General features: G+C 75.2%; 23 protein-coding genes. 13 read left to right on the plus strand and 10 right to left on the minus strand.

What is annotated here, in order from left to right; translation table 11 throughout:
- Positions 1–42: 42 nt before the first annotated feature.
- Positions 43–522: a hypothetical protein gene (locus tag ACIGHB_RS01985; protein WP_360320402.1), complete on the minus strand. Its 480-nt coding sequence runs from the start codon at positions 520–522 to the stop codon at positions 43–45.
- Positions 523–524: 2 nt separating this feature from the next.
- The gene (locus ACIGHB_RS01990; protein WP_360320399.1) at positions 525–1,115 is read right to left on the minus strand and encodes an SRPBCC family protein; all 591 of its coding nucleotides are present in this window, start codon (positions 1,113–1,115) and stop codon (positions 525–527) included.
- A gap of 167 nt (positions 1,116–1,282) precedes the next feature.
- Between ACIGHB_RS01990 and ACIGHB_RS01995 the strand changes: the two genes are divergently transcribed.
- The 7 genes from ACIGHB_RS01995 to ACIGHB_RS02025 all read left to right on the plus strand — a co-directional run bounded on the left by ACIGHB_RS01995 (position 1,283) and on the right by ACIGHB_RS02025 (position 6,196).
- A complete protein-coding gene (locus tag ACIGHB_RS01995) occupies positions 1,283–2,032 on the plus strand; it encodes a HemK2/MTQ2 family protein methyltransferase (protein ID WP_399908718.1) in 750 nt (249 codons plus the stop codon).
- On the plus strand, positions 2,032–2,724 hold the full coding sequence (locus ACIGHB_RS02000; RefSeq protein WP_399908720.1) for an HAD family hydrolase: 693 nt from the start codon (positions 2,032–2,034) through the stop codon (positions 2,722–2,724). Before ACIGHB_RS01995 ends, ACIGHB_RS02000 begins: the two co-directional genes overlap by 1 nt.
- Before the next feature lie 137 nt (positions 2,725–2,861).
- Positions 2,862–3,146, plus strand: coding sequence for a CDGSH iron-sulfur domain-containing protein (locus ACIGHB_RS02005; RefSeq protein ID WP_399908722.1), 285 nt, complete (start codon positions 2,862–2,864; stop codon positions 3,144–3,146).
- Positions 3,147–3,248: 102 nt separating this feature from the next.
- Positions 3,249–4,271: an iron-containing redox enzyme family protein gene (locus tag ACIGHB_RS02010; protein WP_399908724.1), complete on the plus strand. Its 1,023-nt coding sequence runs from the start codon at positions 3,249–3,251 to the stop codon at positions 4,269–4,271.
- A 5-nt stretch (positions 4,272–4,276) separates the two neighbouring features.
- Positions 4,277–4,933 (plus strand): nucleotidyltransferase family protein, encoded by a 657-nt coding sequence (locus ACIGHB_RS02015; RefSeq protein ID WP_360322239.1) that lies wholly within the window; start codon positions 4,277–4,279, stop codon positions 4,931–4,933.
- The gene (locus ACIGHB_RS02020) at positions 4,926–5,360 is read left to right on the plus strand and encodes a BON domain-containing protein (RefSeq protein ID WP_399908726.1); all 435 of its coding nucleotides are present in this window, start codon (positions 4,926–4,928) and stop codon (positions 5,358–5,360) included. Before ACIGHB_RS02015 ends, ACIGHB_RS02020 begins: the two co-directional genes overlap by 8 nt.
- The gene (locus tag ACIGHB_RS02025; protein ID WP_399908728.1) at positions 5,357–6,196 is read left to right on the plus strand and encodes a metallophosphoesterase; all 840 of its coding nucleotides are present in this window, start codon (positions 5,357–5,359) and stop codon (positions 6,194–6,196) included. The genes ACIGHB_RS02020 and ACIGHB_RS02025 overlap by 4 nt, the downstream gene beginning before the upstream one ends.
- 19 nt (positions 6,197–6,215) lie before the next feature.
- Here the strand turns inward: ACIGHB_RS02025 and ACIGHB_RS02030 are convergent, their stop codons facing one another.
- The 3 genes from ACIGHB_RS02030 to ACIGHB_RS02040 form a co-directional block, all read right to left on the minus strand.
- Entirely contained in the window at positions 6,216–6,932 is a 717-nt protein-coding gene (locus ACIGHB_RS02030) for a DUF6766 family protein (protein WP_360322218.1), read from the minus strand.
- Between the two features lie 83 nt (positions 6,933–7,015).
- Positions 7,016–7,606 (minus strand): hypothetical protein, encoded by a 591-nt coding sequence (locus ACIGHB_RS02035; protein ID WP_399908731.1) that lies wholly within the window; start codon positions 7,604–7,606, stop codon positions 7,016–7,018.
- Between the two features lie 102 nt (positions 7,607–7,708).
- A complete protein-coding gene (locus ACIGHB_RS02040; RefSeq protein WP_360322609.1) occupies positions 7,709–7,906 on the minus strand; it encodes a hypothetical protein in 198 nt (65 codons plus the stop codon).
- Positions 7,907–8,046: 140 nt separating this feature from the next.
- Between ACIGHB_RS02040 and ACIGHB_RS02045 the strand changes: the two genes are divergently transcribed.
- A complete protein-coding gene (locus ACIGHB_RS02045; protein WP_399908733.1) occupies positions 8,047–8,730 on the plus strand; it encodes a DNA alkylation repair protein in 684 nt (227 codons plus the stop codon).
- A 90-nt stretch (positions 8,731–8,820) separates the two neighbouring features.
- Here the strand turns inward: ACIGHB_RS02045 and ACIGHB_RS02050 are convergent, their stop codons facing one another.
- On the minus strand, positions 8,821–12,225 hold the full coding sequence (locus tag ACIGHB_RS02050) for a S8 family peptidase (protein WP_399908735.1): 3,405 nt from the start codon (positions 12,223–12,225) through the stop codon (positions 8,821–8,823).
- Between the two features lie 470 nt (positions 12,226–12,695).
- On the opposite strand from ACIGHB_RS02050, the gene ACIGHB_RS02055 reads away from it, so the two are divergent.
- The gene (locus tag ACIGHB_RS02055) at positions 12,696–14,936 is read left to right on the plus strand and encodes a glycoside hydrolase family 9 protein (protein ID WP_399908737.1); all 2,241 of its coding nucleotides are present in this window, start codon (positions 12,696–12,698) and stop codon (positions 14,934–14,936) included.
- 34 nt (positions 14,937–14,970) lie between these two features.
- Here ACIGHB_RS02055 and ACIGHB_RS02060 read toward each other — a convergent pair whose 3' ends face one another.
- Positions 14,971–15,966, minus strand: coding sequence for a GlxA family transcriptional regulator (locus tag ACIGHB_RS02060; RefSeq protein ID WP_399908739.1), 996 nt, complete (start codon positions 15,964–15,966; stop codon positions 14,971–14,973).
- 71 nt (positions 15,967–16,037) lie between these two features.
- On the opposite strand from ACIGHB_RS02060, the gene ACIGHB_RS02065 reads away from it, so the two are divergent.
- Positions 16,038–17,300 carry an MFS transporter gene (locus tag ACIGHB_RS02065; protein WP_399908741.1) on the plus strand — a complete coding sequence of 421 codons (1,263 nt, stop codon included), beginning with the start codon at positions 16,038–16,040 and terminating at the stop codon, positions 17,298–17,300.
- A gap of 13 nt (positions 17,301–17,313) precedes the next feature.
- Here ACIGHB_RS02065 and ACIGHB_RS02070 read toward each other — a convergent pair whose 3' ends face one another.
- A complete protein-coding gene (locus tag ACIGHB_RS02070) occupies positions 17,314–17,874 on the minus strand; it encodes an NUDIX domain-containing protein (protein WP_399908743.1) in 561 nt (186 codons plus the stop codon).
- A gap of 207 nt (positions 17,875–18,081) precedes the next feature.
- On the opposite strand from ACIGHB_RS02070, the gene ACIGHB_RS02075 reads away from it, so the two are divergent.
- A complete protein-coding gene (locus ACIGHB_RS02075; protein ID WP_360310101.1) occupies positions 18,082–18,441 on the plus strand; it encodes a GNAT family N-acetyltransferase in 360 nt (119 codons plus the stop codon).
- Between the two features lie 75 nt (positions 18,442–18,516).
- Here the strand turns inward: ACIGHB_RS02075 and ACIGHB_RS02080 are convergent, their stop codons facing one another.
- The gene (locus ACIGHB_RS02080) at positions 18,517–19,392 is read right to left on the minus strand and encodes an acetylxylan esterase (RefSeq protein WP_399908745.1); all 876 of its coding nucleotides are present in this window, start codon (positions 19,390–19,392) and stop codon (positions 18,517–18,519) included.
- A 153-nt stretch (positions 19,393–19,545) separates the two neighbouring features.
- Positions 19,546–21,018, minus strand: coding sequence for a cytosine permease (locus ACIGHB_RS02085; RefSeq protein ID WP_399908746.1), 1,473 nt, complete (start codon positions 21,016–21,018; stop codon positions 19,546–19,548).
- Positions 21,019–21,591: 573 nt separating this feature from the next.
- Between ACIGHB_RS02085 and ACIGHB_RS02090 the strand changes: the two genes are divergently transcribed.
- A complete protein-coding gene (locus ACIGHB_RS02090; RefSeq protein WP_360310105.1) occupies positions 21,592–23,001 on the plus strand; it encodes a family 2B encapsulin nanocompartment shell protein in 1,410 nt (469 codons plus the stop codon).
- A gap of 56 nt (positions 23,002–23,057) precedes the next feature.
- Positions 23,058–24,296 carry a family 2 encapsulin nanocompartment cargo protein terpene cyclase gene (locus ACIGHB_RS02095; protein ID WP_399908748.1) on the plus strand — a complete coding sequence of 413 codons (1,239 nt, stop codon included), beginning with the start codon at positions 23,058–23,060 and terminating at the stop codon, positions 24,294–24,296.
- Positions 24,297–24,310 lie beyond the last annotated feature (14 nt).

The following is a 24,310-nucleotide window of genomic DNA, read 5'->3' on the forward strand; positions in this document are numbered from 1 at the left end:
AGGCGGCCGTTCGGGTGACAGTCCGTAGCCCGCCCCTCCCGTTCAGAAGGCGGCCGTGGGCGGTCCGGTCACATGGACCAGGCGGACGTGGTGGTCCTCCCGGGCCAGTTCCCGGCCGTGGCCGTCCGTCACCCGGCCGGTGACCAGGTACAGGCCGCAGTGCGCCTTGCCCACGGGCATCCGCTGCGGCGGCAGCCACACCTCGTACGGCCCGCCCCGGCGGAAGCCGCCGAGCAGCGTCCGGGTGGTCGCGAGCACCCGACCGTCCCGGGCGCGCTCCTCCTCGAAGGTCAGCGCGTCCACCTCAAGACCCAGCCGGAAGGTCAGCCCGAGGCTCACCACCGTGCCCTCCGCGAGGACCAGGGGTACGGCGTCCGCCGCGCCGCCGCCCAGGGCCACCGGGAGCCGGCCCCGCTCCTCCGTGTGGAGCGAGACGTCGAGCAGCGAGAAGCCGGAGCCGGAGCCGGCGGCGGGGCCGGAAGCGGAGCGCGGGTCGTTCATGACGACGGCCGAGGGTTCCATGACTACATGGGGCCGTCGTACGGCGGCCCGCCCCGCCGCGGCATGTCCTCCGACGGGGGCGTCGCCATGCCGTACGGAGGGATGTCGTCGGTCGGTGTGGCCGGATCGGTGGGGGTGGATCCGCCCGCGCTGTCGCCGGGGCGCAGCCGGCCGCGCCAGCCGCCGGTCGCGCGGTCGCGTTCCTCGATGAAGTGCTTGAACCGCTGGAGATCGCCCTCGATCCGGCTCTCCACCACGCCCAGGGCCTTCGCGGCCTTGTCGGTGATGCCGGAGGGCTCCACCTCCATGCTGAGCTGCACGCGCGTGTGCGCGTCATCGACGCGTTCGAACGTGACGACGCCCTGCTGCTTCACGTCGCCACCGACCGTCCGCCAGGCGATGCGCTGGTCGGGAAGCTGGTCGACGATCTCGGTGTCGAACTCACGGGTCGCGCCCGCGATCCTGGTCCGCCAGTGGCAGAGCCGGTCGTCCAGCTGCCGGACCTCCTCGACCCCGTCCATGAAACGCGGAAACTCCTCGAACTGCGTCCACTGGTCGTAGACCTCGCGCAGCGGGGCCTCCACCTCGATCGTGTCGTGCACCATCTCGGTCATCTCCCTGGGTACGACGGAGTGCCTGTCGGCGCGCGGCTACCCCCGCCCCGGGGGCGTAACCACCGGCCGACCCGCTCGCCCGCCCCACGCGCCCCACCTCTTCACCCGTTCGTCCGCCACGCGCGCGTGGCGGACGACACAGTGGGTAGCCGCGCCCGGTGCGACCCATGAGAACGCTCGTACCGCCCGGCGTGTACGCCCCCCAGGCGGACACCGCCCTGCTCCTGGAGAGCCTCGCCCGCGAGCGCCTGGACCGCGGCGCCCGCACCCTGGACCTGTGCACCGGCACCGGCGTCCTCGCCATCGCGGCGGCCCGCCGGGGCGCCCGGGCGACCGCCGCCGACATCGCCGCGGCGGCCGTCACGGCCGCCCGCCGCAACGCGCGCCTGCGCGGCTGCCGGGTCCGCGTCCTGCGCGGCGACCTCGCCGCACCGGTCGTGGGGGAGCGGTTCGACCTCGTCACCGCCAACCCGCCCTACGTACCGGCGCCCGAGGCGGACCCGCCTCGCTCGGGGCCCGCACGGGCCTGGGACGCCGGGCACGACGGCCGACTCCTCCTCGACCGGATCTGCCTGGCCGCGCCCGGCGTCCTCGCGCCCCACGGCGTCCTGCTGCTCGTCCAGTCCTCGCTCAGCGGGGTCGCCGCCACGCTCGACGGACTGCGCGCCGGAGGGCTGCGGGCCCAGGTGGTCGCCCGCCGCACCCAGCCGTACGGGCCGGTCATGACGGCCAGGGCCGCCTGGTTCGAGCGGCGCGGCCTCACGGCGCCGGGCACCCGGACCGAACAGCTCGTGGTGATCCGCGCCGTCCGCGCCCCGGTCCCCGGCACGGCCCCGTCCACACCGGCCGGTCGCGCCGGGCCGGCGCCCGAGGACGGCGCCGGCCCCGCGCCACCCCTCCGCCCCCGGGAGACGTGATGACCCCGCACCCCGCACCCCAGGCCCGCGGCGTCGCCCTGTTCGACGTCGACGGCACCCTCGTCGACACCAACTACCTCCACACCCTCACCTGGTGGATGGCCCTGCGGCAGCACGGTCACACCGTGCCGATGGCCCGGATCCACCGCGCCGTCGGCATGGGCGCGGACCGGCTCCTCGACGCCGTCCTCGGCGCCGACCGCTCGACCGGCGACGACGAGGCGATCGCGGGCGCGCACGCCACGCTCTACGCCACCTGGTTCGACACCCTCGCCCCCTTCGACGGCGCCGCCGAACTGCTGCGCGCCACCGCCGCCCGGGGCTGGCGGGTGGTGCTCGCCAGCTCGGCGTCGGAGGAGGAGGTGGCCGCCGTACGCGCCCGGCTCGGCGCCGACGACGTCATCGACGCGGCCACCTCCAGCGCCGACGTCACCGCCACCAAACCCGCGCCCGACCTGGTGCGGGCCGCCCTGGACAAGGTGGGCGCCGACCCCGAGGACGCCGTGCTCGTCGGGGACACCGTGTGGGACGTCGAGGCCGCGGGACGCGCCGGAGTGCCCTGCGTCGGACTCCTCACCGGCGGCACCAGCCGCCGCGAACTGGAGGACGCCGGAGCGGTCGTCGTCCACGAGGACGCCCTCACCCTCCTGCGCCACCTCGACAGCGGCCCGCTGGCCCGCCCGCCGCGCTGAACCGGGCACGGCGACCGTCCCGTCGCCGGTCCGGCCAGGCATGGGCGGGCGGAGAGGGGGCAGGCGTCAGGGCATCCGTCCCGTGGGGGCCGGGGTCGCCCCCGGCCCCCACGGCCCCCCGGAGGGAGGAGTCGACCGTGGAACCCGTACCAGAGCAGCCCACCGCCCCGGCGGTCCCCGCCCCCGCCGACCGGGACCCCGCCGGCCGTGACCCCGCAGTCCGGGTCACCCCCCTCGCGGAAGGGCCCCTGCTGATCGAAGGGCCCGTGGAGGTCGTCATGGCCGACGGGACCGTACGCCGCAGCGAGCGGCCCGTCGTCGCGCTCTGCCGGTGCCGCCGCAGCCTGCGGGACCCGTTCTGCGACACCAGCCACCGCCGGCGAGCCCGGCCCCGGCGGTCCGACCCCGAGCCGCCCGACTGACGCCTCCCCGCCGAGCCGCCTTTCCGACGCCCCCGCCGAGCCGCCCGGCTGACTCCCCCCCCCGATCCGCCCGCCCGACGCTCCCCACCGAGGAGACCCGCCATGACGATCACCGCCCCGAGCGCCGCGGAGCCCAGGGCGCCCGCCCTGCCCCCGGCCCGCGGGGACCTCTCCGCCGCCGTCGCCGCCCGGCTGCGCGGCCGGCCCGGCACACTGCCCGGGCCCGGAGCCGTCGCGGCAGCCGACCCGTACGGCGAGGACGTCCAGCTGGCCCTGCACCTCGGCTACGAACTCCACTACCGCGGCTTCGCCGGCGTACCGGACTCCGCCGAATGGGACCCGGACCTGCTCGCCCTGCGCGCCCTCCTGGAGCGCCGGTTCGAGGAGGCGCTGCGCGAGGCGTGCCCCGGCCCCCAAACGCCCGACGAGGTCTTCGACGGCCTGCTGATCGAGCGGCCCGACGGCGCGGGCCTCTCCCGCCACCTGCTGCGCCACGGCACCCTGGAGCAGCTGCGGGAGTACGCGGTGCTGCGCTCGGTGCAGCAGCTGCGGGAGTCCGACCCGCACGCCTGGGTACTGCCCCGGCTGCGCGGGCGCGCCAAGGCGGGCATGGCGACGATCCTGTACGACGAGTTCGGCGCGGGCCGGGAGGAGCGGGTCCACGCGCGGCTCTACGCGGACCTGATGCGCGCCCTCCGGCTCGACCCGTCCCCCGGCCACTACCTGCCGGCCGTCGGGGCGCCCGCCCTCGCCTGCGCCAACGTCATGTCGCTGTTCGGCCTCCACCGCGCCCGCCGGGGCGCCCTCGTCGGCCACTTCGCCGTCCTGGAGATCACCTCGCCGCCCGCCGCCTCCCGCCACGCCGCGGCCCTGCACCGGTGCGGGGCCGGCGAGGACGCGGCCCGGTTCTACGACGAGCACGTGGAGGCCGACGCCGTCCACGAGCAGCTGGTCCGGCGCGAGGTCGTCGGCGGACTGCTCGCCGAGGAACCCGGGCTCGCCGCAGACGTCGCCTTCGGCGCGCGCGCCACCGTCCTCCTGGAGGACGCCCTCGCCACGAGCGTCTCCGACGCCTGGCGCTCAGGCTCCACCGCCCTGCGGGCCCCCGTCGAGGAGGAGAAATGAACCTCATGGCACACGCCACGTACACCGGAGACGACGCCGGCGGAGCCGGCCGGGCCCCCGGCGTCCTGCCGCCCGACCACACCCAGGCGATCCTGGAGGTCACCAAGGAGGTCGGCGCCGTCCTGAAGAGCTCCGGCTGCCCGTTCGCCCTCGTCGGCAGCGTCGCCGCCTACGCGTACGGCATCCCGGTCCGGCTCCAGCACGACACCGACTTCGCGCTCCGCGCGGAGGACGCCGAGACCGTCGTCGGGCTGCTGCGCGAGCGCGGCATCCGGATCGTGGACCCGCCCGAGGACTGGCTGATCAAGGCCCGCAGCGGCGGCGAACAGATCGACCTGATCTTCTCGCTGGCGGGACGGGCCGTCACCACGGAGCTCCTCGACCGGGCCCGGATCCTCCCCGTCGACTCCGTCCACCTGCCGGTGATCGACCCGACCGACCTGATGACCGGCCGCCTCGCCGCGCTGTCCGAGCACCACTGCGACTACGGCGCCCTGCTGCCGGTCGCCCGCGGCCTGCGCGAGCGCGTCGACTGGGACCGGGTCCGCGAGGAGACCCGCGACCACCCCATGGCCGTCGCCTTCCTCTACCTCCTCGGCCTCCTCGACGTCCTCCCGCACACCCCGCCGACCGGAGAAGAGGAGGCGACCCGCCATGACTGACCGACCGGAGCGAGCCGCCCCCGAGGCGCCCGGCCCGGAGCGGTACGCACACCCGGCGCCCGGCCCGGAGCCGTACACGGCACGGGGCACGGGGTACCCGGACCCCGCGCCCGGCCCGGAACCGCACACCCACCCGGCGTCCCGCCCGGAGCCGTTCACGCACCCCGCGCCCGGCCCCGAGCCGTACGCGGACGACTACCGCATCGCCCTGCTGCGGGAGCGGCTCGCCGTCGACGGGCAGGCCGAGCTCGGTGTCCGGGTGGAGCGGCGCGGCGGCGTCGTCCTGCTCACCGGGACCGTGCCCAGCCCCACCCGCCGCGACGAGATCCTGGACCTCGCGCGCGACACCCTCACCGGCTGCTCGGTGCGCACCGAGATCGCCGTCGCCGGCCGGGACGCGCCCGACCACGGGGAGGACCTGCCATGACCCTGCTCGGACCGGAGAGGACCGGCCCGGGGACGGCCGCCGTCCGCGTGGCCGCGGTCGGCGACATCCACCTCGGCGAGGACTGCCGGGGCCTGCTCCGCCCCGCCTTCGAGACCCTCCCCGACTGCGCCGACCTGCTGCTCCTGGCCGGTGACCTGACCCGCCACGGCTACGCCGCCGAGGCCGAGGTGGTGGCCGCCGAGGTCGCCGGCCTCGGTGTCCCCGTCGTCGCCGTGCTCGGCAACCACGACCACCACGCCGACCAGCCCGCCGAGGTCACCCGGGTGCTCCGCGACGCCGGCGTGCACGTCCTGGAGGGCGAGAGCATCGTCCTGCCCGTCGCGGGTCACAAGGTCGGCGTCGCCGGGGTGAAGGGCTTCTGCGGCGGGTTCGTCGGACGCAGCGCGGGCGAGTTCGGGGAGCCGGAGATGAAGGCGTTCGTCCGGACCACCCGGCGCAGCGCCGCCCTCCTGGCCCGCGCCCTCGCCGAGCTGTCCGAGCACGGCTGCGCCGTCCGCGTCGCGCTCACGCACTTCTCCCCGGTGCCCGACACCCTCGCCGGGGAGCCGCTGGAGATCTACCCCTTCCTTGGCAGCTACCTCCTCGCCGAGGCCATCGACGCCCAGGGCGCCGACCTCGCGGTGCACGGTCACGCCCACCTCGGCACCGAGCACGGCATGACGGCGGGCGGGGTCCGCGTCCGGAACGTCGCCCAGCCCGTGATCGACCACGCATTCGCCCTCTACCGCCTCCCGCTCGACGGCCACGGGACCGGCGCCACGGCCGGCACCGACTCCGCCACCGCGTCGACCCCGGCCCGCTACGGCACGCGGTGACCGTCCCGCGCGGGCGCGCTCAGCCCTCGATGCCGGTGGTCGCGTGGGCGGAGCCGACCGGTTTTGACTCCGGGGAGCCGCGCTGGCGGAGATAGACGGAGAGGACGGCCATCGCGGCGACGGCGAGGAGCTCGGACTGCCAGTTCTGGAGCGAGCGGTTCCAGAAGTCGGCCGAGACGAGGTAGGCGCCCCAGCCGATCGGATCCTGGAGCTGCCGCAGCCGTACGCCGTTGTACGCGGCGGCGCCCGCGACCGACTGCGCGAACCAGGACAGCAGGAAGAACGCGGCCATGGTCAGGCCGAGCGACCGCGCGTACAGCGCCTGCCGCCAGTCCTTGGTGCTCGCCCAGCGGGGCGAGTCGGCCCGCGCGTGGTCGCCCATCCGCTGCTCGCGCTCGCTCTCGGTCCCCGCCCGGTCGAGGGGCTTCGACTCCGGTGAGCCGCGCTGGAGCAGGTGGACGGTCCCGTACACGTAGAGGAAGAACTGGAGGAACTCGGACTGCCAGTTCTCGGTGACGTCCACGGCGAAGTCGGAGGTGGCGAGGTACGCGCCGAAGCCGACCGGCTGGAGCCCCGCCACGGTCAGCTGCTCGTTGAACTCGGCCCGGCCGGCCACCGCCTGGCAGGCGAGGACGAGGAGGAAGGCGCCGCCGAAGACGAGGGTGAGGCTGTTGGCCCGCCAGAAGCCCGTCCGCCCGCCGCCGCCGTCCGGGCGGCCCGCGTCCCCGGGCGTCACCGGTGCATCGCCCCGATGAGCGTGAAGTAGGCGAGACCGCCCAGGATCGTCAGGACACAGCCGGCGAACACGGCCCTCATCCGTCAGCCTCCCTTCACGGAGCAGCGGTACGTGTCGTCCGCCGCGGCCGGCGGCGCGCACCCGGCCGCGACCACCAGCCAGCCGGCGTCGAACCGCGACAGGAACAGCGTGTCGCCGGTCATCCGCAGCAGCGCCTCGCTCCCGTAGACGTCGACGCCGCGCGGCTCGCCGGCCTCCGGCAGCCCCGCCTCGCGCAGCGCCGGCCCGCACCCCGTCCGGGCGTCCTGCTCGACCTGCTCGCGGGTCTCGGGCGCCAGCAGGCCGCAGCCGGCGCGGTAGTCCCCGGCCGTGAGAGCGGCGGCGAACCGCCGTCCGGCGTCGGTCGCCCCGTCCTCGCGCGCCCCGGAGGCCCCGCACCCGCCGAGCAGCGCCACGGCCACCAGCACGGCCGCGAGCACACCGCCCGGGCCACGGCAGAGGCGGCGGGTGGCGGGCACGGGGCGGGTGGCGGGCACGGAGCGGCTCCGGAGCGCGCGGCGGGTCCGGAGCGCGGGGCGGGTCCGGGGCGCGGGGCGGGCCCGGGACGCGCGGCGGGTCCGGAGCGCGGGGCGGGTCCGGAGCGCGCCGCCGGTCGTGCTCGTCCGCCGCGTCATGGAGTCACCCTCATGGCCCCACCCTGCCCGCGTCGGGCGCGCGGCCCCGAGACGCGGGGCCGCGCGCGCGACCGGCTTCACCCGATCGCCCCCGGGGATCCCTCAGTGGACCGCCGCGCCGAACTCCGCGTGCCGGGCGCGGAGCGCGAAGTCGGTCTCGTCCGGTGGCGGGCGGCCGAGGATGCCGCGCCGGGCCAGGGACCTGGCCTCCCGCATCAGCGTCCGGAACTCCTCGTCCGTGAGCCGGGAACGGCAGCCGGCCGCCGGCTCCGACGCCTCGCCGCCCGGGTGCTCCCGCATCGTCCTCGCCGCCCTTCCACTCCGGTTCTCCTGGACGGCGTCTACCCGGAGCGGCCGCCTCCAGCCGTCGCGGCGCGGCTCGTCCCCGGATCGGCGGGGCCCGTAGGCTGGCATCGGTACGCGAACGAGTGGAGGACCCGATGACCGGGACGGCGGCGGTGGACGAGGTACTGGCCGAGGTGACGGCGGAGCTGGCCGCGCTGGAGAACCCGCGGATACGCGAGGTCAACGAACGGCACGGCGACGACCACGGAGTCAACCTCACCCAGCTCCGCGCGCTCGCCAAGCGGCTCAAGACGCAGCAGGAGCTGGCCCGGGGGCTCTGGGAGACCGGCGACACCGCCGCCCGGCTCCTCGCCCTCCTCGTCTGCCGTCCCAAGTCCTTCACGCGCGACGAACTCGACACCATGCTCCGCGAGGCCCGCGCCCCCAAGGTCCACGACTGGCTCGTCAATTACGTCGTCAAGAAGAGCGCGCACGCCGAGGAGCTGCGCGGCGCCTGGCTCGCGGACCCGGACCCCGTCGTCGCGAGCGCCGGCTGGGCCCTCACCACGGAGCGGGTCGCGAAGCGCCCCGAAGGGCTCGACCTCGACGCCCTCCTCGACACCGTCGAGGCGGAGATGAAGGACGCCCCCGAACGGCTCCAGTGGGCCATGAACCACTGCCTCGCCCAGATCGGCATCGAGCACCCCGCGCACCGAGCCCGGGCCCTCGCCATCGGCGAGCGCCTGGGTGTCCTCAAGGACTACCCCACCTCGCCGGGCTGCACCTCCCCCTACGCCCCCGCCTGGATCACCGAGATGGTCCGGCGCCGCGAGGCGTAGCCGCGCGGCGCCGGAGGTCACGCGGGTGCCCGCGTCACCGCCCGTCCGGGGACGTCTGCCCGGCGGGCACCGGCCCCGGACGGGCGGCCGTCACCCGCCGATCCAGGCGTTGCGGATCGACACGGTCGACGTGTTGCCCTGCTTGTCGGTGACCTCGGCGGCGAGCGAGATCCCCGCCCCCTTCGCCGGGGTCTTCACCAGGACGCGTCCGCCGGCGACCCGCACCGTCCGCCAGGTCGTCCCCCCGTCGTCGCTGACCTTCACCGTCAGCGACTTGAGGTTCTTGCCCGCGGCCGAGCCCTGCACGGTCACCGGGACCGCGACCCACGCCCCCGCGGGGGCCCGCGTGGCGAGGTCCACCGGCGCCGCGAAGCGGACCGTGGACACCGGCAGCGCCGTGGTCTCGGCGACCTGCCGCGACCGGAACGCGAACGAGGTCTCGACCCGGGTGGACACCCCGGCCACGTCGGCCGGCCGCTCCACCGAGGTGACCAGCCGGTACGCGGCGTCGGCGCCGTCGACCGGGAAGGGCTCCGCACCGCTCAGCGGATCCTCGTTCGACGCGATCTTCTCGCCGTCGCGGTACAGCGTCGTCGTGGCCGAGGAGTACCGGGTGGAACCCGGGTGGCCCCGGCCGTCGGCCAGCAGCGGCACCGCGCCGACGAGCCCCTGCTCGCCCGTCGCCGGGTCCGGCGCCGTACGGAAGACGCCCATGCCGTCGCCCAGGAGCGGGCCGAAGACACCGGTGTTGAAGCGCTCCCCGTACGTCCGGCCGGCTTCGTACCGCTGCGGCGCGGCCGTCTCGTAGCCGCCTTCGAAGGCGGGGTAGCCCCACTCGTCGGGCGCGCCCAGCTGGTTGAACCGGGTCAGCCAGCGGACGCCGTCCGCCGTCGAGACGTGGAAGGTACGGGTGCCCGGCGCCGGCTGCGGGGCGGAGAAGCCGTTGCCCTCCGGCGCCCCCGGCAGGTGTGCGTAGGGGGAGGCGAGCGCGGACTTGCCGGGGGCGGAGGCGCCGAGGCCCACCTTCAGGGTGGCGAACTCCTCCGCCTTCACGTGCCGGGAGTACCCGGTCGCGACGGTCTCCGCCTTCCCGCCGAAGGCCACCGCGTACTGGCTGCCGGCGTCCTTGAGGAAGTGGGCGTCCCAGGTCTGGAGCAGCGAGCCGTCGGTGACGGCCGGGCCCTGGTGGGCGGTGCGGAAGCCGGTGAAGCCCCGCAGCACCCAGCCGTTGCCGACCCGGCCGATCTCGGTGTCCCGCTCGTAGTACGTGCCCGCGTAGTCCGACCGGTCCTTCCCCGGCACGGTCAGGTCCACGGGCTTCGTCGTGCGCGCGTCGACCGTGACCGTCGTGTCGCCGGAGACGTCGAGCCTCGGCTGCGCGATCCAGTCGGTGCCCTTGGTGTAGTCCGAAGGGTCCTCGTAGACGGCCGTGTTGAGGGTGTACGACCCCTTGGGCACGCGGAGCGTGTGGCTGCCGGGCTCGTTGTCGACGCGGGCCTGGAAGCCGGCCGCCGGGCCGGCGATGCCGGTCAGGGTGTTGGCGAAGTCCCGGGCGTCGGCGCCGTCGCGGCCGAGGGTGCGGACGGTGAGGTCGTACGACTCCGCCTCCCGCACGGCCACGGCGGCGGTACGGACGGAGAGGCCGGCGCCGGTGGCGGTGACGTATCCGGTGAAGGAGCCGTCGGTCCCGCCCACGCGGGTGTCGGCGGTGAGCTCGACCTCCGCCGTTCCGCCGGCCGGCACGGTGACCCGGGAGGCGCCGAGCGTGAAGAAGCCCTCCGGGGCGGGCTCGCCCGCCGGGCCCAGGCCGGAGACCGACAGGTCGAGCGTGACGTCGGCCGTCCCGAGGTTGCGGTAGCCGACCTTCCGGGTGACCGGCTCGTCGTCGGCGTGCGGCCAGCGGGCCGTGCCGAAGTCCAGCGACACCGGCGCGGGGATCACGGTCCCGGCCAGCGCGCGGTCGACCCGGACGCGGCCGGTGCCCTGCTGGAAGGCGCCGAGGCCGGCCCCGCCCTCGGCGGACCCGGTCAGCGCGCCCTTGAGCTCGGCGGAGGTCCAGCCGGGGTGCCGCTGCTTGAGGAGCGCCGCCGCGCCCGCCACGTGCGGCGTCGCCATCGAGGTGCCGTCGATCTGGAGGTAGCCCGGCGCCGGGTGCGGGACGCCGGGGCGCGTGTCGAGCGCGCTGCCGGGCGCGGCGGCCGCCGTGATGGCGACACCGGGCGCGGTCACGTCCGGTTTGACGGCGCCGTCGCCGACGCGCGGGCCGGTGCCGGAGAAGGGGGCGAGCCGGTCGTCGTGGTCGACGGCGCCGACGGTCAGCGCGGCGTCCGCGCTGCCGGGCGAGCCGACCGTCGAGGCGCCGGCCTCGCCGTCGTTGCCGGCGGCGACCGCGAAGAGGATGCCCTTCTCGGCGGAGAGCCGGTCGATCGCCGCCTCCAGCGGGTCGACACCGGGGCTGTCGGGGCTGCCGAGGCTGAGGTTCACCACGTCGGCGCCCTCGGCGGCGGCCCACTCCATGCCCGCGAGGACGGCGGAGTCGTCGCCGTACCCCTCGTCGTCGAGGACCTTGCCGCTGATCACCTCGGCGCCGGGCGCCACGCCCTTGAACCGGCCGCCGGACCGCGCGCCGGTGCCGGCGGCGATCGAGGCGACGTGGGTGCCGTGGCCGACGCGGTCCACGGCGTCGGGGGAGGCGGAGAAGTTCTTCTCGCCGACGACCCGGGTCCGCAGGTCCTCGTGGGTCTTGTCGACGCCGGTGTCGAGGACCGCGATCCGCACGCCGGTGCCGTCGAAGCCGGACTCCCAGGCCCGGTCGGCGCCGATCTGCCGGACGCTGCGGTCGAGGCTCGCGCCCCGCACCCCGTCCAGCCACACCGTGCCGATGCCGGCGGCGGCGGTCCGGGCGCCGCCCACCCGCCGGTCGGTCAGCGCCTCCCAGACCCGGGTCAGGTCGTCCTGGGAGGCGAGCAGGGCGTCGGCGCCGAGCGTCGGGAAGGTGCGGCGCACCTCGGTGTCCCCGGCGGCGCGGAGCGAGGCCCGCGCGGAGCCGGCGTTCCCGTCGTACCGGACGATGAGACGCAGTCCGGAGCGGTGACGCGCCCGCAGCCGGGGGTCGGTGAGCACGGAGAGGTCGAAGAGCCGCTGGTCGAGCCGGCCGTCCGCGATCAGCGGCGCCGCGTCGGCGGGCACCACCAGGGTGCGGTCGCCGGTGCGCCGCACCTCGACGGGTATGCGTTCGCGGCCGGGCGCGGCCTCGAACCGCACCATCCGGCCCTCGGCGTCCACCACGACCCGGTCGCCGGTGACGAGCGGGATGGTCTGGTCACCGCCGATCCGGGCCGGGCGGGGAGCGGAGGCGTTCGAGCCGGTCGAACTGGTCGAGTTGTTCGGGCTGTTCGGAGTGGTGGGCGTGGTCGCCGTGGCCGGGCCGGTCATGCCGGCCACGAGGGCCACCGAGGTGGCCGCCGCGATCGTGAAGGCACGTGCTTTCCGCACGGGTGCGCGCAAGTCTCCCCCAGGAGCTTGGGATGAGGTGGGGTGGTCGAATCCGGCCAGCGGCGCGAACGGCGCCCGCGGTCGGCCAGCGCAGTATCCGAGGTCACCGGGGCGGTGATCAACGGCGCCGGGGGAGCGGGGCGTTGGAGCCTATGGTTTCCGGCCACGCCGGAGGGCGTGAGTTCGATGGGGTGACGACGGGCGTGTGACGAGCCTGTGACACCCGTGCGATGGCTGTGCGACGGCGGTGCCGGACGGGCGGCGGCGTCCCAGGTGTGGGGGCTTTCCGGGGGGCGCCGCCGTCCCTGGCGGAGCCTCGCTCTCCGATTGGCCGTAACCGGGCCGCGGGAGCCTGGTCCCGTCCGGGCCGTTGACGATCCCGCGGTCCGGCCACAAGGATGGCCACCGGTCGCTTGGGAGCGCTCCCACTCCGGGTGCGCTCTCCACCCCCCCCTCGGAGGAGTCCGGACGTGAACCGACGCAGTACCGCCCTGCTGTCCCTGACGGCCCTTCTGGCGGCGGGCCTCACCGCGGTGCCCGCAGGACCGGCGGGAGCCGAGGAGGTCGAGACCATCAGGAACGGCACCTTCGACTCCGGCGCCGACTCCTGGTGGACCAGCGGCGTCACCGCCGCGACCACCGGCGGCACCCTCTGCGCCGACGTGCCCGGCTCCACCACGAACACCTGGGACGCCGCCGTCGGACAGAACGACCTCACGCTCGTCAAGGGCGAGTCGTACCGCATCGCCTTCCGCGCCGACGGCACCCCCGCCGGCCACTCCGTCCGCGCGGTCGTCGGCCTCCAGGTCGCCCCGTACGACGCCTACCACGAGGTCGTTCCGCGGCTGAGCGTCTCCGGCGACAGCTACGCGTACACCTTCGTCTCCCCGGTGGACACCGACCGGGGGCAGGTCGCCTTCCAGCTCGGCGGCGCCGCCGCCCCCTGGCGCTTCTGCCTCGACGACGTCTCCCTGCTCGGCGGGGTGCCCCCGGAGGCGTACGAGCCCGACACCGGCCCCCGCGTCCGGGTCAACCAGGTCGCCTACCTGCCCCGGGGCCCCAAGAACGCCACCCTCGTCACCGAGGCCACCGAGCGGCTCCCCTGGCAGCTGAAGGACGCGGCCGGCACCGTCGTCGCGCACGGCCGCACCCTCCCGCGCGGAGTGGACCCCTCCTCCGGGCAGAACGTCCACTCCCTCGACTTCGGCGAACACCGCCGCACCGGCCGGGGGTTCACCCTCGTCGCCGACGGCGCGACCAGCCGCCCGTTCGACATCGGCACCGAGGCGTACGACCGACTCCGCCTGGACGCCGCGAAGTTCTACTACACCCAGCGCAGCGGCACCCCCATTCGCGAGGACCTGCGCCCCGGCCACGGCCGCGCGGCCGGCCACCTCGACGTCGCCCCCAACCAGGGAGACGGCGCGGTCCCCTGCCAACCCGGCGTCTGCGACTACACCCTGGACGTCACCGGCGGCTGGTACGACGCCGGCGACCACGGCAAGTACGTCGTCAACGGCGGCATCTCCGTCTGGCAGCTCCTCGCCACCCACGAGCGCGCCCTGCACGCCCGCACCGGCGACCCCGACGCCCTCGGCGACGGCACCCTCGCCCTCCCCGAGAGCGGCAACGGCGTCCCCGACATCCTCGACGAGGCCCGCTGGGAACTGGAGTTCCTGCTCAAGATGCAGGTCCCGGCCGGCGAGCCCCTCGCCGGCATGGCCCACCACAAGATCCACGACGAGCAGTGGACCGGCCTGCCGCTGATGCCCGCGGACGACCCGCAGAAGCGCGAACTGCACCCGCCGACCACCGCCGCCACCCTCAACCTCGCCGCGACCGCCGCCCAGGCCGCCCGCCTCTACGAGGAGTACGACCCCCGGTTCGCGGCCACCGCGCTCACCGCCGCCCGCACCGCCTGGGCCGCCGCCCTGGCCCACCCCGACGTCCTCGCCTCCGAGAGCGACGGCATCGGCGGCGGCGCCTACGCCGACCGGAACGTCACCGACGAGTTCTACTGGGCCGCCGCCGAGCTCTACCTCACCACCGGCGAGAAGGAGTTCCAGGACCACGTCCTGGCCTCACCGCTCCACACCGCCGACGTCTTCGGTCCCGTCGCCTTCGACTGGGCGGCCACCGCCGCCGCCGCCCGCCTCGACCTCGCCACCGTCCCCAGCCGCCTCCCCGGCCGCGACCGGGTCCGCCAGTCCGTCCGGGCCGGCGCCGACCGCTACCTCGCCACCCTGAAGGCCCACCCCTACGGCATGCCGTACGCCCCCGAGGGCCAGAGGTACGACTGGGGCTCCACCCACCAGATCCTCAACAACGCCGTCGTCCTCGCCACCGCCCACGACCTGACCGGCAGCGCCAAGTACCGCGACGGAGCCGTCCAGAGCATGGACTACGTCCTCGGCCGCAACGCCCTCAACGTCTCCTACGTCACCGGCTACGGCGAGGTCCACGCGCACAACCAGCACAGTCGCTGGTACGCCCACCAGCTGGACCCGAACCTCCCGCACCCGCCCGCCGGTTCGCTCTCGGGTGGCCCCAACTCCAGCATCCAGGACCCGCTCGCGCAGGCGAAACTCAAGGGCTGCACCGGCCAGTTCTGCTACATCGACGACATCCAGTCCTGGTCCACCAACGAACTCACCATCAACTGGAACTCCGCCCTGACCTGGATGGCCTCCTTCGTGGCCGACCAGCACTGACCCACCGCCAGGACCCCCGCTACCCGGACCCCCGCTACCTCGACCCGGAGTGCTCCGCGCGAAAGGCGCGCCGGTAGGCGGCGGGGGTCGTACGCAGGGCCTCGTGGAAGCGGCGGCGGAGGTTGACGGCCGAGGAGAGCCCGACCCGCCGGGCGATCGTCTCCACCGGCAGGTCCGTCTCCTCCAGGAGCGCCCGGGTCGCCGCGATCCGCCGGTCGAGGAGCCAGCGCCCCGGACTGATGCCCAGCTGCTCGGTGAAGCGCCGGGTCAGCGTCCGGGGCGAGACCCGCGCGCGGGCCGCCATGTCGGCGACGGACACCGGCTCCTCCAGCCGCTCGCCCAGCCAGTCCAGGAGCGGCGCCAGCGAGTCCGCGGCCGGCCCGGCGGCCGGCCGCTCCGCGTACTGCAACTGGCAGCCCTCGCGATGCGGCGGCATCACCAGGCGCCGGGCGATCCGGGTCGCGTACGCGGCGCCCTGGTCGGCGCTCACCAGATGCAGGCACAGGTCCACGCCCGCCGCCGCCCCGGCGCTCGTGGCGACGTCGCCGTGGTCCACGTACAGCACCGCGGGATCCACCCGCACCAGGGGGAAGAGGGAGGCGAGTTCGGCGGCGCGCGCCCAGTGCGTGGCCGCCCGCCGCCCGTCGAGCAGCCCGGCGGCGGCCAGGACGAAGGCGCCCCCGCAGAGCCCCACGATCCGGGCCCCGCGCCGGTGCGCCCGCCGCACCGCGGCGACCACCTCCGGCGGCACCCCGCTCCCGGCCGACGGCCCCCGGCCGGGCACCAGCACCGTGTCCGCGCGCTCCAGCGCCTCCAGGCCCGCCGTGACCACCATGGCGTAGCCGGCGTCGGTCCCGACCGCCCCCGGCCGCTCGGCGCAGACCTCGAACGCGTACCGCGCGGGGATCGCCGGCCCGTGGTCGCCGAACACCTCGGACGCGCAGGCCAGCGGGAAGGCCGGCTGCGGGGAGCCGAGCAGCGCCACGACCCGGTGCGGAGGAGGGGAGCCGGCGCGGGGACGGAGGGTCATGGCGCGAAAGTACTCCATCGTGTCGTTCGGGACACTGGGGACGGCGAAAGGTCTGGACCACCATCGGTGCGGTGACCACCGAACGGCCCGGCCTCCGCGCCCCCTCCGCCCCCCTCCCGCCGCCACACCCCCGACACCCCTTGTGGGACCGCCGGTTCGCCCTCTACTTCACCGCCCGCGCGGTCTCCCTCTTCGGCGACGCGATGATGCCCGTCGCCGCCGCGCTGGCCGTCGGCGCGCTGTACGGCGTCACCGGCGCCGGCCTCGTCCTCGGCGTCTGGACCGGCACCTTCGTCCTTCTCGTCCTCTTCGGCGGCGTCCTGGCCGACCGGTTCGGCGCCCGCCGGATGATGGTCGGCGCGGACCTTGTCCGGGTCGCCACCCAGGGCGTGCTGGCCGTGGCGTTCTTCACCGGACGGCCGCCGTTCTGGCTGCTCCTCGCCATGGCGGCGCTGGCCGGCGCGGCCGTCGCCATGTTCCTGCCCGGGGTGAACGGGATGGTCCCGCTCGTCGCCCGCGACCCGCAGCGGGCCAACGCCACCCTCAAGGTGGCCGACGCCCTCGCCCACCTCCTCGGCCCGGCGCTCGCGGGCCTGCTGATCGCCGTGACCGACGCCGGGACCGTGTACGCCGTCGACGCCGCCACCTTCCTCGTCAGCGCCCTCTGCCTCGCCCTCCTCCGGCTGCCCCGGAGAGTCCCGGACTCCGAGCCCCGGAAGGGGAGTTCGCTCCGCCGCGATCTGCGCCAGGGCTGGCGGGAGTTCCGCGCCCGGACGTGGATGTGGGCGGTGATCCTGGTCTGGGTCGTCCACGGCGTCCTGGTCTTCGGACCGCTGGTGCCGCTGAGTTCGGCCCTGATCGGCGACCGCCTCGGCCCGCACGCGTACGGCCTGACGGTCTCGTTCCTCGGCGCGGGCACGGTCCTGGGCGGTCTCGTCGCGCTCCGGCTGCGCCCCGCCCGGCCGCTCGCCGCCGGTGCCACCGCGATGCTCCTCTACACCGCGCTGCCGCTCTCCGTGGCCCTGGACGCCGGACTCTCCGCGCTCTTCGCGGCGCACGCCACGGCCGGCGCCGCCCTCGCCTTCTGGTCGGTGATGTGGGCCACCAGCGTGCAGACCCACACCCCGCCCGAGGTCCTCAACCGCGTCACCGCCTACGAGCTCGCCGGTTCGGTCTCCGGCATCTCCGCGGGCCAGCTCCTCGCAGGTCCCGCCACCGCCCTGACCACCCCGCACCACTTCCTTCTTGTCTCGGCGGGCACCTGCGTGGCGGCGAGCGCGGCCCTCCTCGCCGTCCCGGCGATCCGCGGCCTCCGCCGCGCCCCGAGCGCCTGAGCCGCGGGGCCGGTCAAGGAGCGGCCTCCCCCGCAGGCTCCGGGGCGGCGGACTCGTCCCAGTCCCATGTGCCGACGTACGCGGCGCGGCCCGTGCGGCGGGCCTCCGCGAAGGCGGTCAGGCGGACGAAGTCCCGGGGCGGCATCAGGGGCCGCCAGTCCTGGAGCGGAAGGACACGGACCTCGTCGTGCTCCGCGGGGTCGAGGACGAGCTCCGCGATCTGCCGGTCGCTGAGCCGCCCGCCGTCGAACACGAACCCGGCGGTCGCCAGCGGCCACGCGGCTCCCGGCAGTCCGAAGACGGCCGCCAGCAGACGCGGGGGACCGGCCACCACGAGGCCGGTCTCCTCCTCGGTCTCCCGCACCGCGGTCTGCCACGGTCGCTCGCCCGCCTCGGCCGTACCGCCCGGCAGCTGCCACGGGTGGTCGTCGCTGTAGACGGCGCGGAGCTGCACCGGACGGTCGTCCCCGTCGGTGAAGTACACCGCCCCGAACAGGGTGGCCTTCGGCAGCGTCGCGACGAACTCGTCCACGGGCAGGAGGGGCGGTACGGCGGGTGCGGGCAGGGGCTGCATGTCGGCCTCCGTGGGGCGGTCGGGGGATCGGGCTCGCCGGTGTCCAACGAGCCCGACCCTCCCGGCGTGCACAGGCGTTTCGGCCGCTCCGCCGTCCCGCCTCCCTGTCCGATCCCGGCCGTCCGGCCCGTCCCACCTGCGGATACCGCGGAGTAGGGTGAACGGGACCGAGAGCGTCCGACCCTCACGCCCCGAAAGGCCGCCGCAATGACCGAGCAGGTCGAAGAGACCGTCACCCCCGGCACCCCCGTCGTCCGGCGTGTGGACGAACGGCACCGGTACGAGATCCTCGTCGACGGGGAGCGGGCCGGGCTCACCGCGTACCGCGACCGCGACGACCGCCGGGTGTTCTTCCACACCGAGATCGACGACGCCTACGCGGGCCGGGGCCTCGCCGGGATCCTCGTCGAGCAGGCGCTGACCGACGTGCGCGCCGCCGGGATGCGGATCGTGCCCGTCTGCCCGTACGTGGCCAAGTTCCTGAAGAAGCACGAGGAGTTCGCCGACCTCACCGACCCGGTCACGCCCGAGGTGCTCAGCTGGCTGGACGCGCGTCTCGGCCGCTGACCCCCGGCGGGCGACCGGCCGGGCGGGTGGTGCGCCCGGCCGGGCGGGTCCGCCGGTCGCGGCTGGTCCCGTGGTTCAGTCGCCGCCGGGGCCCGGGATCGCCTGCGCCCGTGCGTTGCGGTCCCATCCCGACCACAGCCCGTCGTCCCCGCAGGCGCCGCAGCCCGGGCCGAAGAAGACCCCGCGCGCGTTCTCGTCGCCCATCAGCCAGAACCGCAGCCACGCGGTGGTCGGGGCGCGGAAGTCCCCGCCGTCCCCGATGGACGACAGGTGACCGGCGCCGCGCACCTCCCCGTAGACGGCCGGCAGGTGCCCCGAGTCGCGGTACAGCGCCTTCACCAGCGCCGGCCACACCGTCAGATCGCGCTGCCCGGCCAGGTAGAAGACCGGCACGTCGGTGAGGTCCGGATCGGTCAGCGGCCCCGGCTGGATCGGCACCGCCGTGTCCACCCGCGCGTCGATCGCCGCGTTCACCGCCGCCGCCCCGCCCTGCGAGTGCCCCGCCGAGCCGATCCGCTCCAGGTCCACCTTGCCGAAGTACTCGCTGCCGGGGTCGGCGTTCCGCCGCTCCAGCACGTCGATCCCGGCCCGCATGCTGATCGCGAAGTTGGAGGTGGGCGTGTTGGCGGCGGCGACGATGAAGCCGTGGCTCGCCCAGTGCCGCAGCAGCGAGCTGTAGATCCCGGGCACGGCGCCCGTACCGTTCCCCCAGATCACCACCGGGTGCCGCTCGCCGGACGGACCCATCGTCCTGGGGTGGTAGAAGGTGTGCACCGCCTCGATGTCCACGTCCACCTCGTACGGGCCCGGCTCGCCCCAGGCAGTGCCCACCGGCGGGATGCCGCCGGCCGTCGCCGTCCCGGGTTCCGCCGTGGCGGGTGTCGTGCCGAGCGCCAGCAGCACGGCGAGCAGCAGACCGCCGAACAGACGGCGCCTCGTTCTCCCTGGCATGGGAACTCCTCTGTGGTTCCGTACGGTCGCGCGTCCTCGCGACCGTGGCCAGGGACATCGTGGAGCGGCCCGGCCCGAGGAGTCTGTGCGCGCGGGCCCAGTCCTGCGCCCGCCCGCCTGTGCACCTGCCCAGCCCGCACCGGGCCGCGCCCGTCAGTCGCCCGCCGGCGCGCCGCGCCGCCCCCACAGGGTCAGTGCCGCGTACAGCCCGCCGGAGACCAGCAGCCCCACCAGCCAGCCGAAGTCGTCGAGCGGCGCGAGGAACGGCAGCAGCGGACCGTCCCACGCGGCCCCGGCGCCCTCCCGGGAGCCGCCCACCGCCAGCACCCCGCCCACCAGGAACGCCACGACGGCCCGCCAGTTCCAGCCGCCCGCGTACCAGTACGGCCCCCCGGCCCGGTACAGCTCGGCCGGCCGCAGCCGGGTCCCGCGCACGATCCAGTACTCCACGACCAGGATCCCGGACACCGTGCCGAAGAACCCCTCCGCCAGGTTCGCCCAGGCCAGCACCTGGTAGTCGCTGCTGCTCCGCGCCCACCACGCCACCGCCGTGCCCACGAGGGCCGCGAGCACGGCCGCGCCCCGGAACCCGATCGCGGACGGGGCGGTGCTCGACAGGTCGTACCCCGCCGACACCAGGTTGAGGCCGAGGTTGGCGCAGAGCGTCGCCACGATCAGCATCACCGCGGCGACGACGCTGCCGCCCGGCATGTCGTCCAGCGCGTGCAGGGTGAGCGAACCGGAGTACCCGTCCGCCGCGTACGAGGACAGGGACATCAGCGCCATCGTGTAGAGCACGATCCCCGTCATCAGGACGGGGAGCAGCAGTCCCATGCCCAGGCGCCGCCCGGTACCCTCCGCCGGCCGGCCGCGCGAGCCCAGGTGCACCAGGTCCGGCACGGTCAGCCCGACCGCGGCGAACAGGGCCGTCGCCGACGCCAGGGCCGGGGCCGCCGCCGCCCAGAACTCCGTCCCCCAGCCGATCGGCCGGGCCGGTTCGGGCAGCGGCGGACCCTCCCCGTGCGCCGACGCCCACAGCATCGCCGCCGCGAGCCCCGCGATCAGCACCGGCGCGGCGAGGTCCGCGAACCGGCGCAGTCCGTTCGGGCCCTTGGAGATGATCCACAGCTGGGCGCCGAGGAAGACCAGGTAGGCGGGGTTGAAGGGGTCGTCGTAGCCGGAGCCCACCGCGTCCCCGACGAGCAGCTGGATGCCCTGGACGCCGAGATCGGCCTGGAAGCCGAAGAAGACGCACGCCGAGACGAAGCGCAGCAGCGCCGGCAGCGCGGCGCCCCGCACGCCGAAGGCGCTGCGCGCGAAGACCGCGAACGGCACCCCGTACCGGTCCCCGGCGTGCTCCACCAGGAGCGACGGCAGCAGGACGACGAGCTGGGCGATCCCGACGATCAGCAGCGTCTGCGGCCAGGTGAACCGGTCCTGGCCCGGCATCCCGGAGAGCATCAGATGGGCCAGGCTCCAGGAGACGCAGATCCAGATGGCCGCGAAGTCCCACCAGTGCCAGCGGAACTCGCCGGTGGCGGCGGGGAGCAGGTCCGCGTTGGCGTACCGCCGGTCGGGCGCCCCCTCCGGCTCCGTCTCCGCGTACGGGTGCCGGGCCCCGCTCACCGCACACCCCGCCCCGAGTCGCCCCCGCCCCGCCGGTGGGCATGCCGCTGTGCCATCCGTACCCCCCTGGTGCCCCCGCGTCCCTCTGGCCGCGACCCGCATGATCCCATGAACTACCCAGGTACATAGGGGAGTTGGGCGCCGCACCGAGAACGGAGGAGCCGGTTCCGGCGGGCCCCGGGAGAGCGCGGGGGTCCGTGTTGACGCGCCCGGTTGACTTGTGTGACGGGTGGGGCGGGTTGTCAAGCAGGGGCCGCGATGGTGGACGTGGCCGGAATGCGTACCGTCCGATCGGGGCGCCGACCCACCCCGGGACCCCCGACCGGCCAGGCTGCCACCGGACCCCGGAACACGTGGCGGAAAGCCGCCGGAGCTGCCGGTAAACCAGCGCCGAAACAAGATCACCGTATCGAGGTAATGCCCCTCGGCTCACCGGGCGGGGCGTGCTGACGGGCCGTTACTGTTCCCCGGGTCCGGACGGATGACCGGACGCCCTCCCTCCATTCCCCTCCTCGACGGGTCCGGCGTGTCGCCGTGCCCGGTCACCACCCTCGCTAAGGAGACCCCGGTCCGATGACCGTCGACACCAGCCCGGAAGCCCAGGCGGCACCCCCGCAGCAGTCCCTCAGCACCCACGCCGCGCGGAACCTCGCCTCGACCACCAAGTCCGCCCCGCAGATGCAGGAGATCACCTCCCGCTGGCTGCTGCGGACGCTCCCCTGGGTGGAGACCAAGGGCGGCGCCTACCGGGTCAACCGCCGGCTCAGCTACACCGTCGGCGACGGCCGGGTGGAGTTCGTCCAGGACGGCGCCACCGTCCGCGTGATCCCCCGCGAGCTCGGCGAACTCGCCCTGCTGCGCGGCTTCGACGACGTCGACGTGCTCACCGCGCTCGCCGACCGCTGCGTCCAGCGCGACTTCTCCGCCGGCGACATCATCGTCACCCGCGGCAACGCGGCCGGCGAGATCCACCTCCTCGCCCACGGCCGCGTCAGCCAGACCTCCGAGGGCCCCTACGGCGACGACGTCGCGGTCGCCGTGCTCGGCGACGGCGACCGCTTCGGCGAGAACGCGCTCCTCGACGCCGACGCCACCTGGGACTACACGGCCACCGCCGAGACCGCCGGCACCCTCCTCACCCTCTCCCGCGCCGACTTCGCCGCGGTGAAGGCCAACTCCCCGGCCCTCCAGGCCCACATCGAGGCGTTCAGCACCCTCCCCGAGCAGGCCCAGAACAAGCACGGCGAGGCCGAGATCGCGATGTCCTCCGGGCACGTCGGCGAGGCCGTCCTCCCCGGCGCCTTCGTGGACTACGAGCTCAAGCCGCGCGAGTACGAGCTCTCCGTCGCGCAGACCGTCCTCAAGGTCCACACCCGCGTCGCCGACCTCTACAACGGCCCGCACAACCAGACGGAGGAGCAGCTCCGCCTGACCATCGAGGCCCTGCGCGAGCGCCAGGAGCACGAGCTCGTCAACAACCGCGAGTTCGGCCTCCTGCACAACGCCGACTTCAAGCAGCGCATCCAGACCCACTCCGGCCCGCCCACCCCGGACGACATGGACGAGCTGCTCAGCCGCCGCCGGGGCACCAAGCTCTTCCTCGCCCACCCGCGCACCATCGCCGCCATCGGACGCGAGTTCAACGCCCGCGGCCTCTACCCGGACCACGTCGACCTCGGCGGCCAGTCCGTGCCGGCCTGGCGCGGCGTCCCGATCCTCCCCTGCAACAAGATCCCGATCACCAAGGAGCAGACCAGCTCCATCATCGCCATGCGTACCGGCGAGGAGAACCAGGGCGTCATCGGCCTCCGCCAGACCGGCATCCCGGAGGAGTACGAGCCCGGCCTCTCGGTCCGCTTCATGGGCATCAGCGAGCAGGCGATCATGTCGTACCTGGTCACCACCTACTACTCCGCCGCCGTCCTCGTGCCCGACGCCCTCGGCGTGATGGAGAACGTGCAGATCGCCCGCCGCCGCGACTGACGGCCCCGGCCGTCCCGCGTCCGGGACGGACCACCCCACTCAGCAAGGAGCTACGGATGCCCGACCCCGGGCTCTCCCCCCTGCCGGCACACCTGCCCGCGGCGGCGGCCCGCCTCGGGGCCGACGTCCTCGACCGGGCCCTCACCGGCCCGGCCACCGAGGCGCCCGCGCCGGAGGCCGCGCCCCGCTGGATCCCCGGCGGACCCAGCGGACTCGGCACGGCCACCGTCTCGTTCACCCGTCCGGCACCGCCCCCGGTGCCGGACGGGCTCCCCGGCCCGGCCGCGCCGGCCCCCGAGGCCGCCCCCGCGGCCGAGGGCCGGCCCATCCCCGGCCTCTACTTCCACCCCGTCCCGGACCCCGACCCCGCCCGCGTGGACGAGGTCAGCCGCCGGATCAAGGACTGGGCCCTGGACGAGGTCGAGCTCTACCCGGAGGAATGGGAGGGCCAGTTCGACGGCTTCTCCGTCGGCCGCTACATGGTGGCCTGTCACCCCGACGCCCCGACCGTCGACCACGTCATGCTCGCCACCCGGCTCATGGTCGCCGAGAACGCCGTCGACGACTGCTACTGCGAGGACCACGGCGGCTCCCCGATCGGACTCGGCGGCCGCCTCCTCATGGCGCACACCGCGCTCGACCCCCTCCACACCACGACGGAGTACGCGCCGGCGTGGGCGGAATCGCTCGGCTCGGACGCCCCGCGCCGCGCCTACCGCTCCGCCATGGAGTACTTCGTCCGCGCCGCCTCGCCCTCCCAGTCCGACCGCTTCCGGCACGACATGGCCCGCCTCCACATGGGCTACCTCGCCGAAGCGGCCTGGTCGGAGACCGGCCACATGCCCGAGGTGTGGGAGTACCTGGCCATGCGCCAGTTCAACAACTTCCGCCCCTGCCCCACCATCACCGACACCGTCGGCGGCTACGAACTGCCGGCGGACCTGCACGCCCGGCCGGAGATGCAGCGGGTCATCGCCCTCGCGGGCAACGCGACGACCATCGTCAACGACCTGTACTCCTACACCAAGGAACTCTCCAGCCCCGGCGTCCACCTCAACCTGCCGGTGGTGCTCGCCGAGCGCGAGAAGCTCTCCGAACGCGACGCCTACCTCAAGGCGATCGAGGTCCACAACGACCTCATGCACGCCTTCGAGGCCGCCGCCGCCGAAGTGGCCGCCACCTTCGCCGTCCCCACCGCGCTGCGCTTCCTCAAGGGCGTCGCCACCTGGGTCGACGGCAACCACTACTGGCACCAGACCAACACGTTCCGCTACAGCCTGCCCGACTTCTGGTAAGCACCTTCCCGCAA

Source organism: Streptomyces sp. NPDC085460 (assembly GCF_044541975.1).
In the GTDB taxonomy this organism is placed as follows: domain Bacteria; phylum Actinomycetota; class Actinomycetes; order Streptomycetales; family Streptomycetaceae; genus Streptomyces.

Excerpts from the sequence above, each read along its gene's own strand:
- ACIGHB_RS02090 (WP_360310105.1), top strand. The coding sequence starts at position 21,592 with ATGACCGTCGACACCAGCCCGGAAGCCCAGGCGGCACCCCCGCAGCAG.
- ACIGHB_RS01990 (WP_360320399.1), bottom strand. The coding sequence starts at position 1,115 with ATGACCGAGATGGTGCACGACACGATCGAGGTGGAGGCCCCGCTGCGC.
- ACIGHB_RS02020 (WP_399908726.1), top strand. The coding sequence starts at position 4,926 with ATGACTGACCGACCGGAGCGAGCCGCCCCCGAGGCGCCCGGCCCGGAG.
- ACIGHB_RS02045 (WP_399908733.1), top strand. The coding sequence starts at position 8,047 with ATGACCGGGACGGCGGCGGTGGACGAGGTACTGGCCGAGGTGACGGCG.
- ACIGHB_RS01995 (WP_399908718.1), top strand. The coding sequence starts at position 1,283 with ATGAGAACGCTCGTACCGCCCGGCGTGTACGCCCCCCAGGCGGACACC.
- ACIGHB_RS02025 (WP_399908728.1), top strand. The coding sequence starts at position 5,357 with ATGACCCTGCTCGGACCGGAGAGGACCGGCCCGGGGACGGCCGCCGTC.
- ACIGHB_RS02075 (WP_360310101.1), top strand. The coding sequence starts at position 18,082 with ATGACCGAGCAGGTCGAAGAGACCGTCACCCCCGGCACCCCCGTCGTC.
- ACIGHB_RS02010 (WP_399908724.1), top strand. The coding sequence starts at position 3,249 with ATGACGATCACCGCCCCGAGCGCCGCGGAGCCCAGGGCGCCCGCCCTG.
- ACIGHB_RS02040 (WP_360322609.1), bottom strand. The coding sequence starts at position 7,906 with ATGCGGGAGCACCCGGGCGGCGAGGCGTCGGAGCCGGCGGCCGGCTGC.
- ACIGHB_RS02060 (WP_399908739.1), bottom strand. The coding sequence starts at position 15,966 with ATGACCCTCCGTCCCCGCGCCGGCTCCCCTCCTCCGCACCGGGTCGTG.
- ACIGHB_RS01985 (WP_360320402.1), bottom strand. The coding sequence starts at position 522 with ATGGAACCCTCGGCCGTCGTCATGAACGACCCGCGCTCCGCTTCCGGC.
- ACIGHB_RS02080 (WP_399908745.1), bottom strand. The coding sequence starts at position 19,392 with ATGCCAGGGAGAACGAGGCGCCGTCTGTTCGGCGGTCTGCTGCTCGCC.
- ACIGHB_RS02015 (WP_360322239.1), top strand. The coding sequence starts at position 4,277 with ATGGCACACGCCACGTACACCGGAGACGACGCCGGCGGAGCCGGCCGG.
- ACIGHB_RS02035 (WP_399908731.1), bottom strand. The coding sequence starts at position 7,606 with ATGACGCGGCGGACGAGCACGACCGGCGGCGCGCTCCGGACCCGCCCC.
- ACIGHB_RS02000 (WP_399908720.1), top strand. The coding sequence starts at position 2,032 with ATGACCCCGCACCCCGCACCCCAGGCCCGCGGCGTCGCCCTGTTCGAC.
- ACIGHB_RS02095 (WP_399908748.1), top strand. The coding sequence starts at position 23,058 with ATGCCCGACCCCGGGCTCTCCCCCCTGCCGGCACACCTGCCCGCGGCG.
- ACIGHB_RS02070 (WP_399908743.1), bottom strand. The coding sequence starts at position 17,874 with ATGCAGCCCCTGCCCGCACCCGCCGTACCGCCCCTCCTGCCCGTGGAC.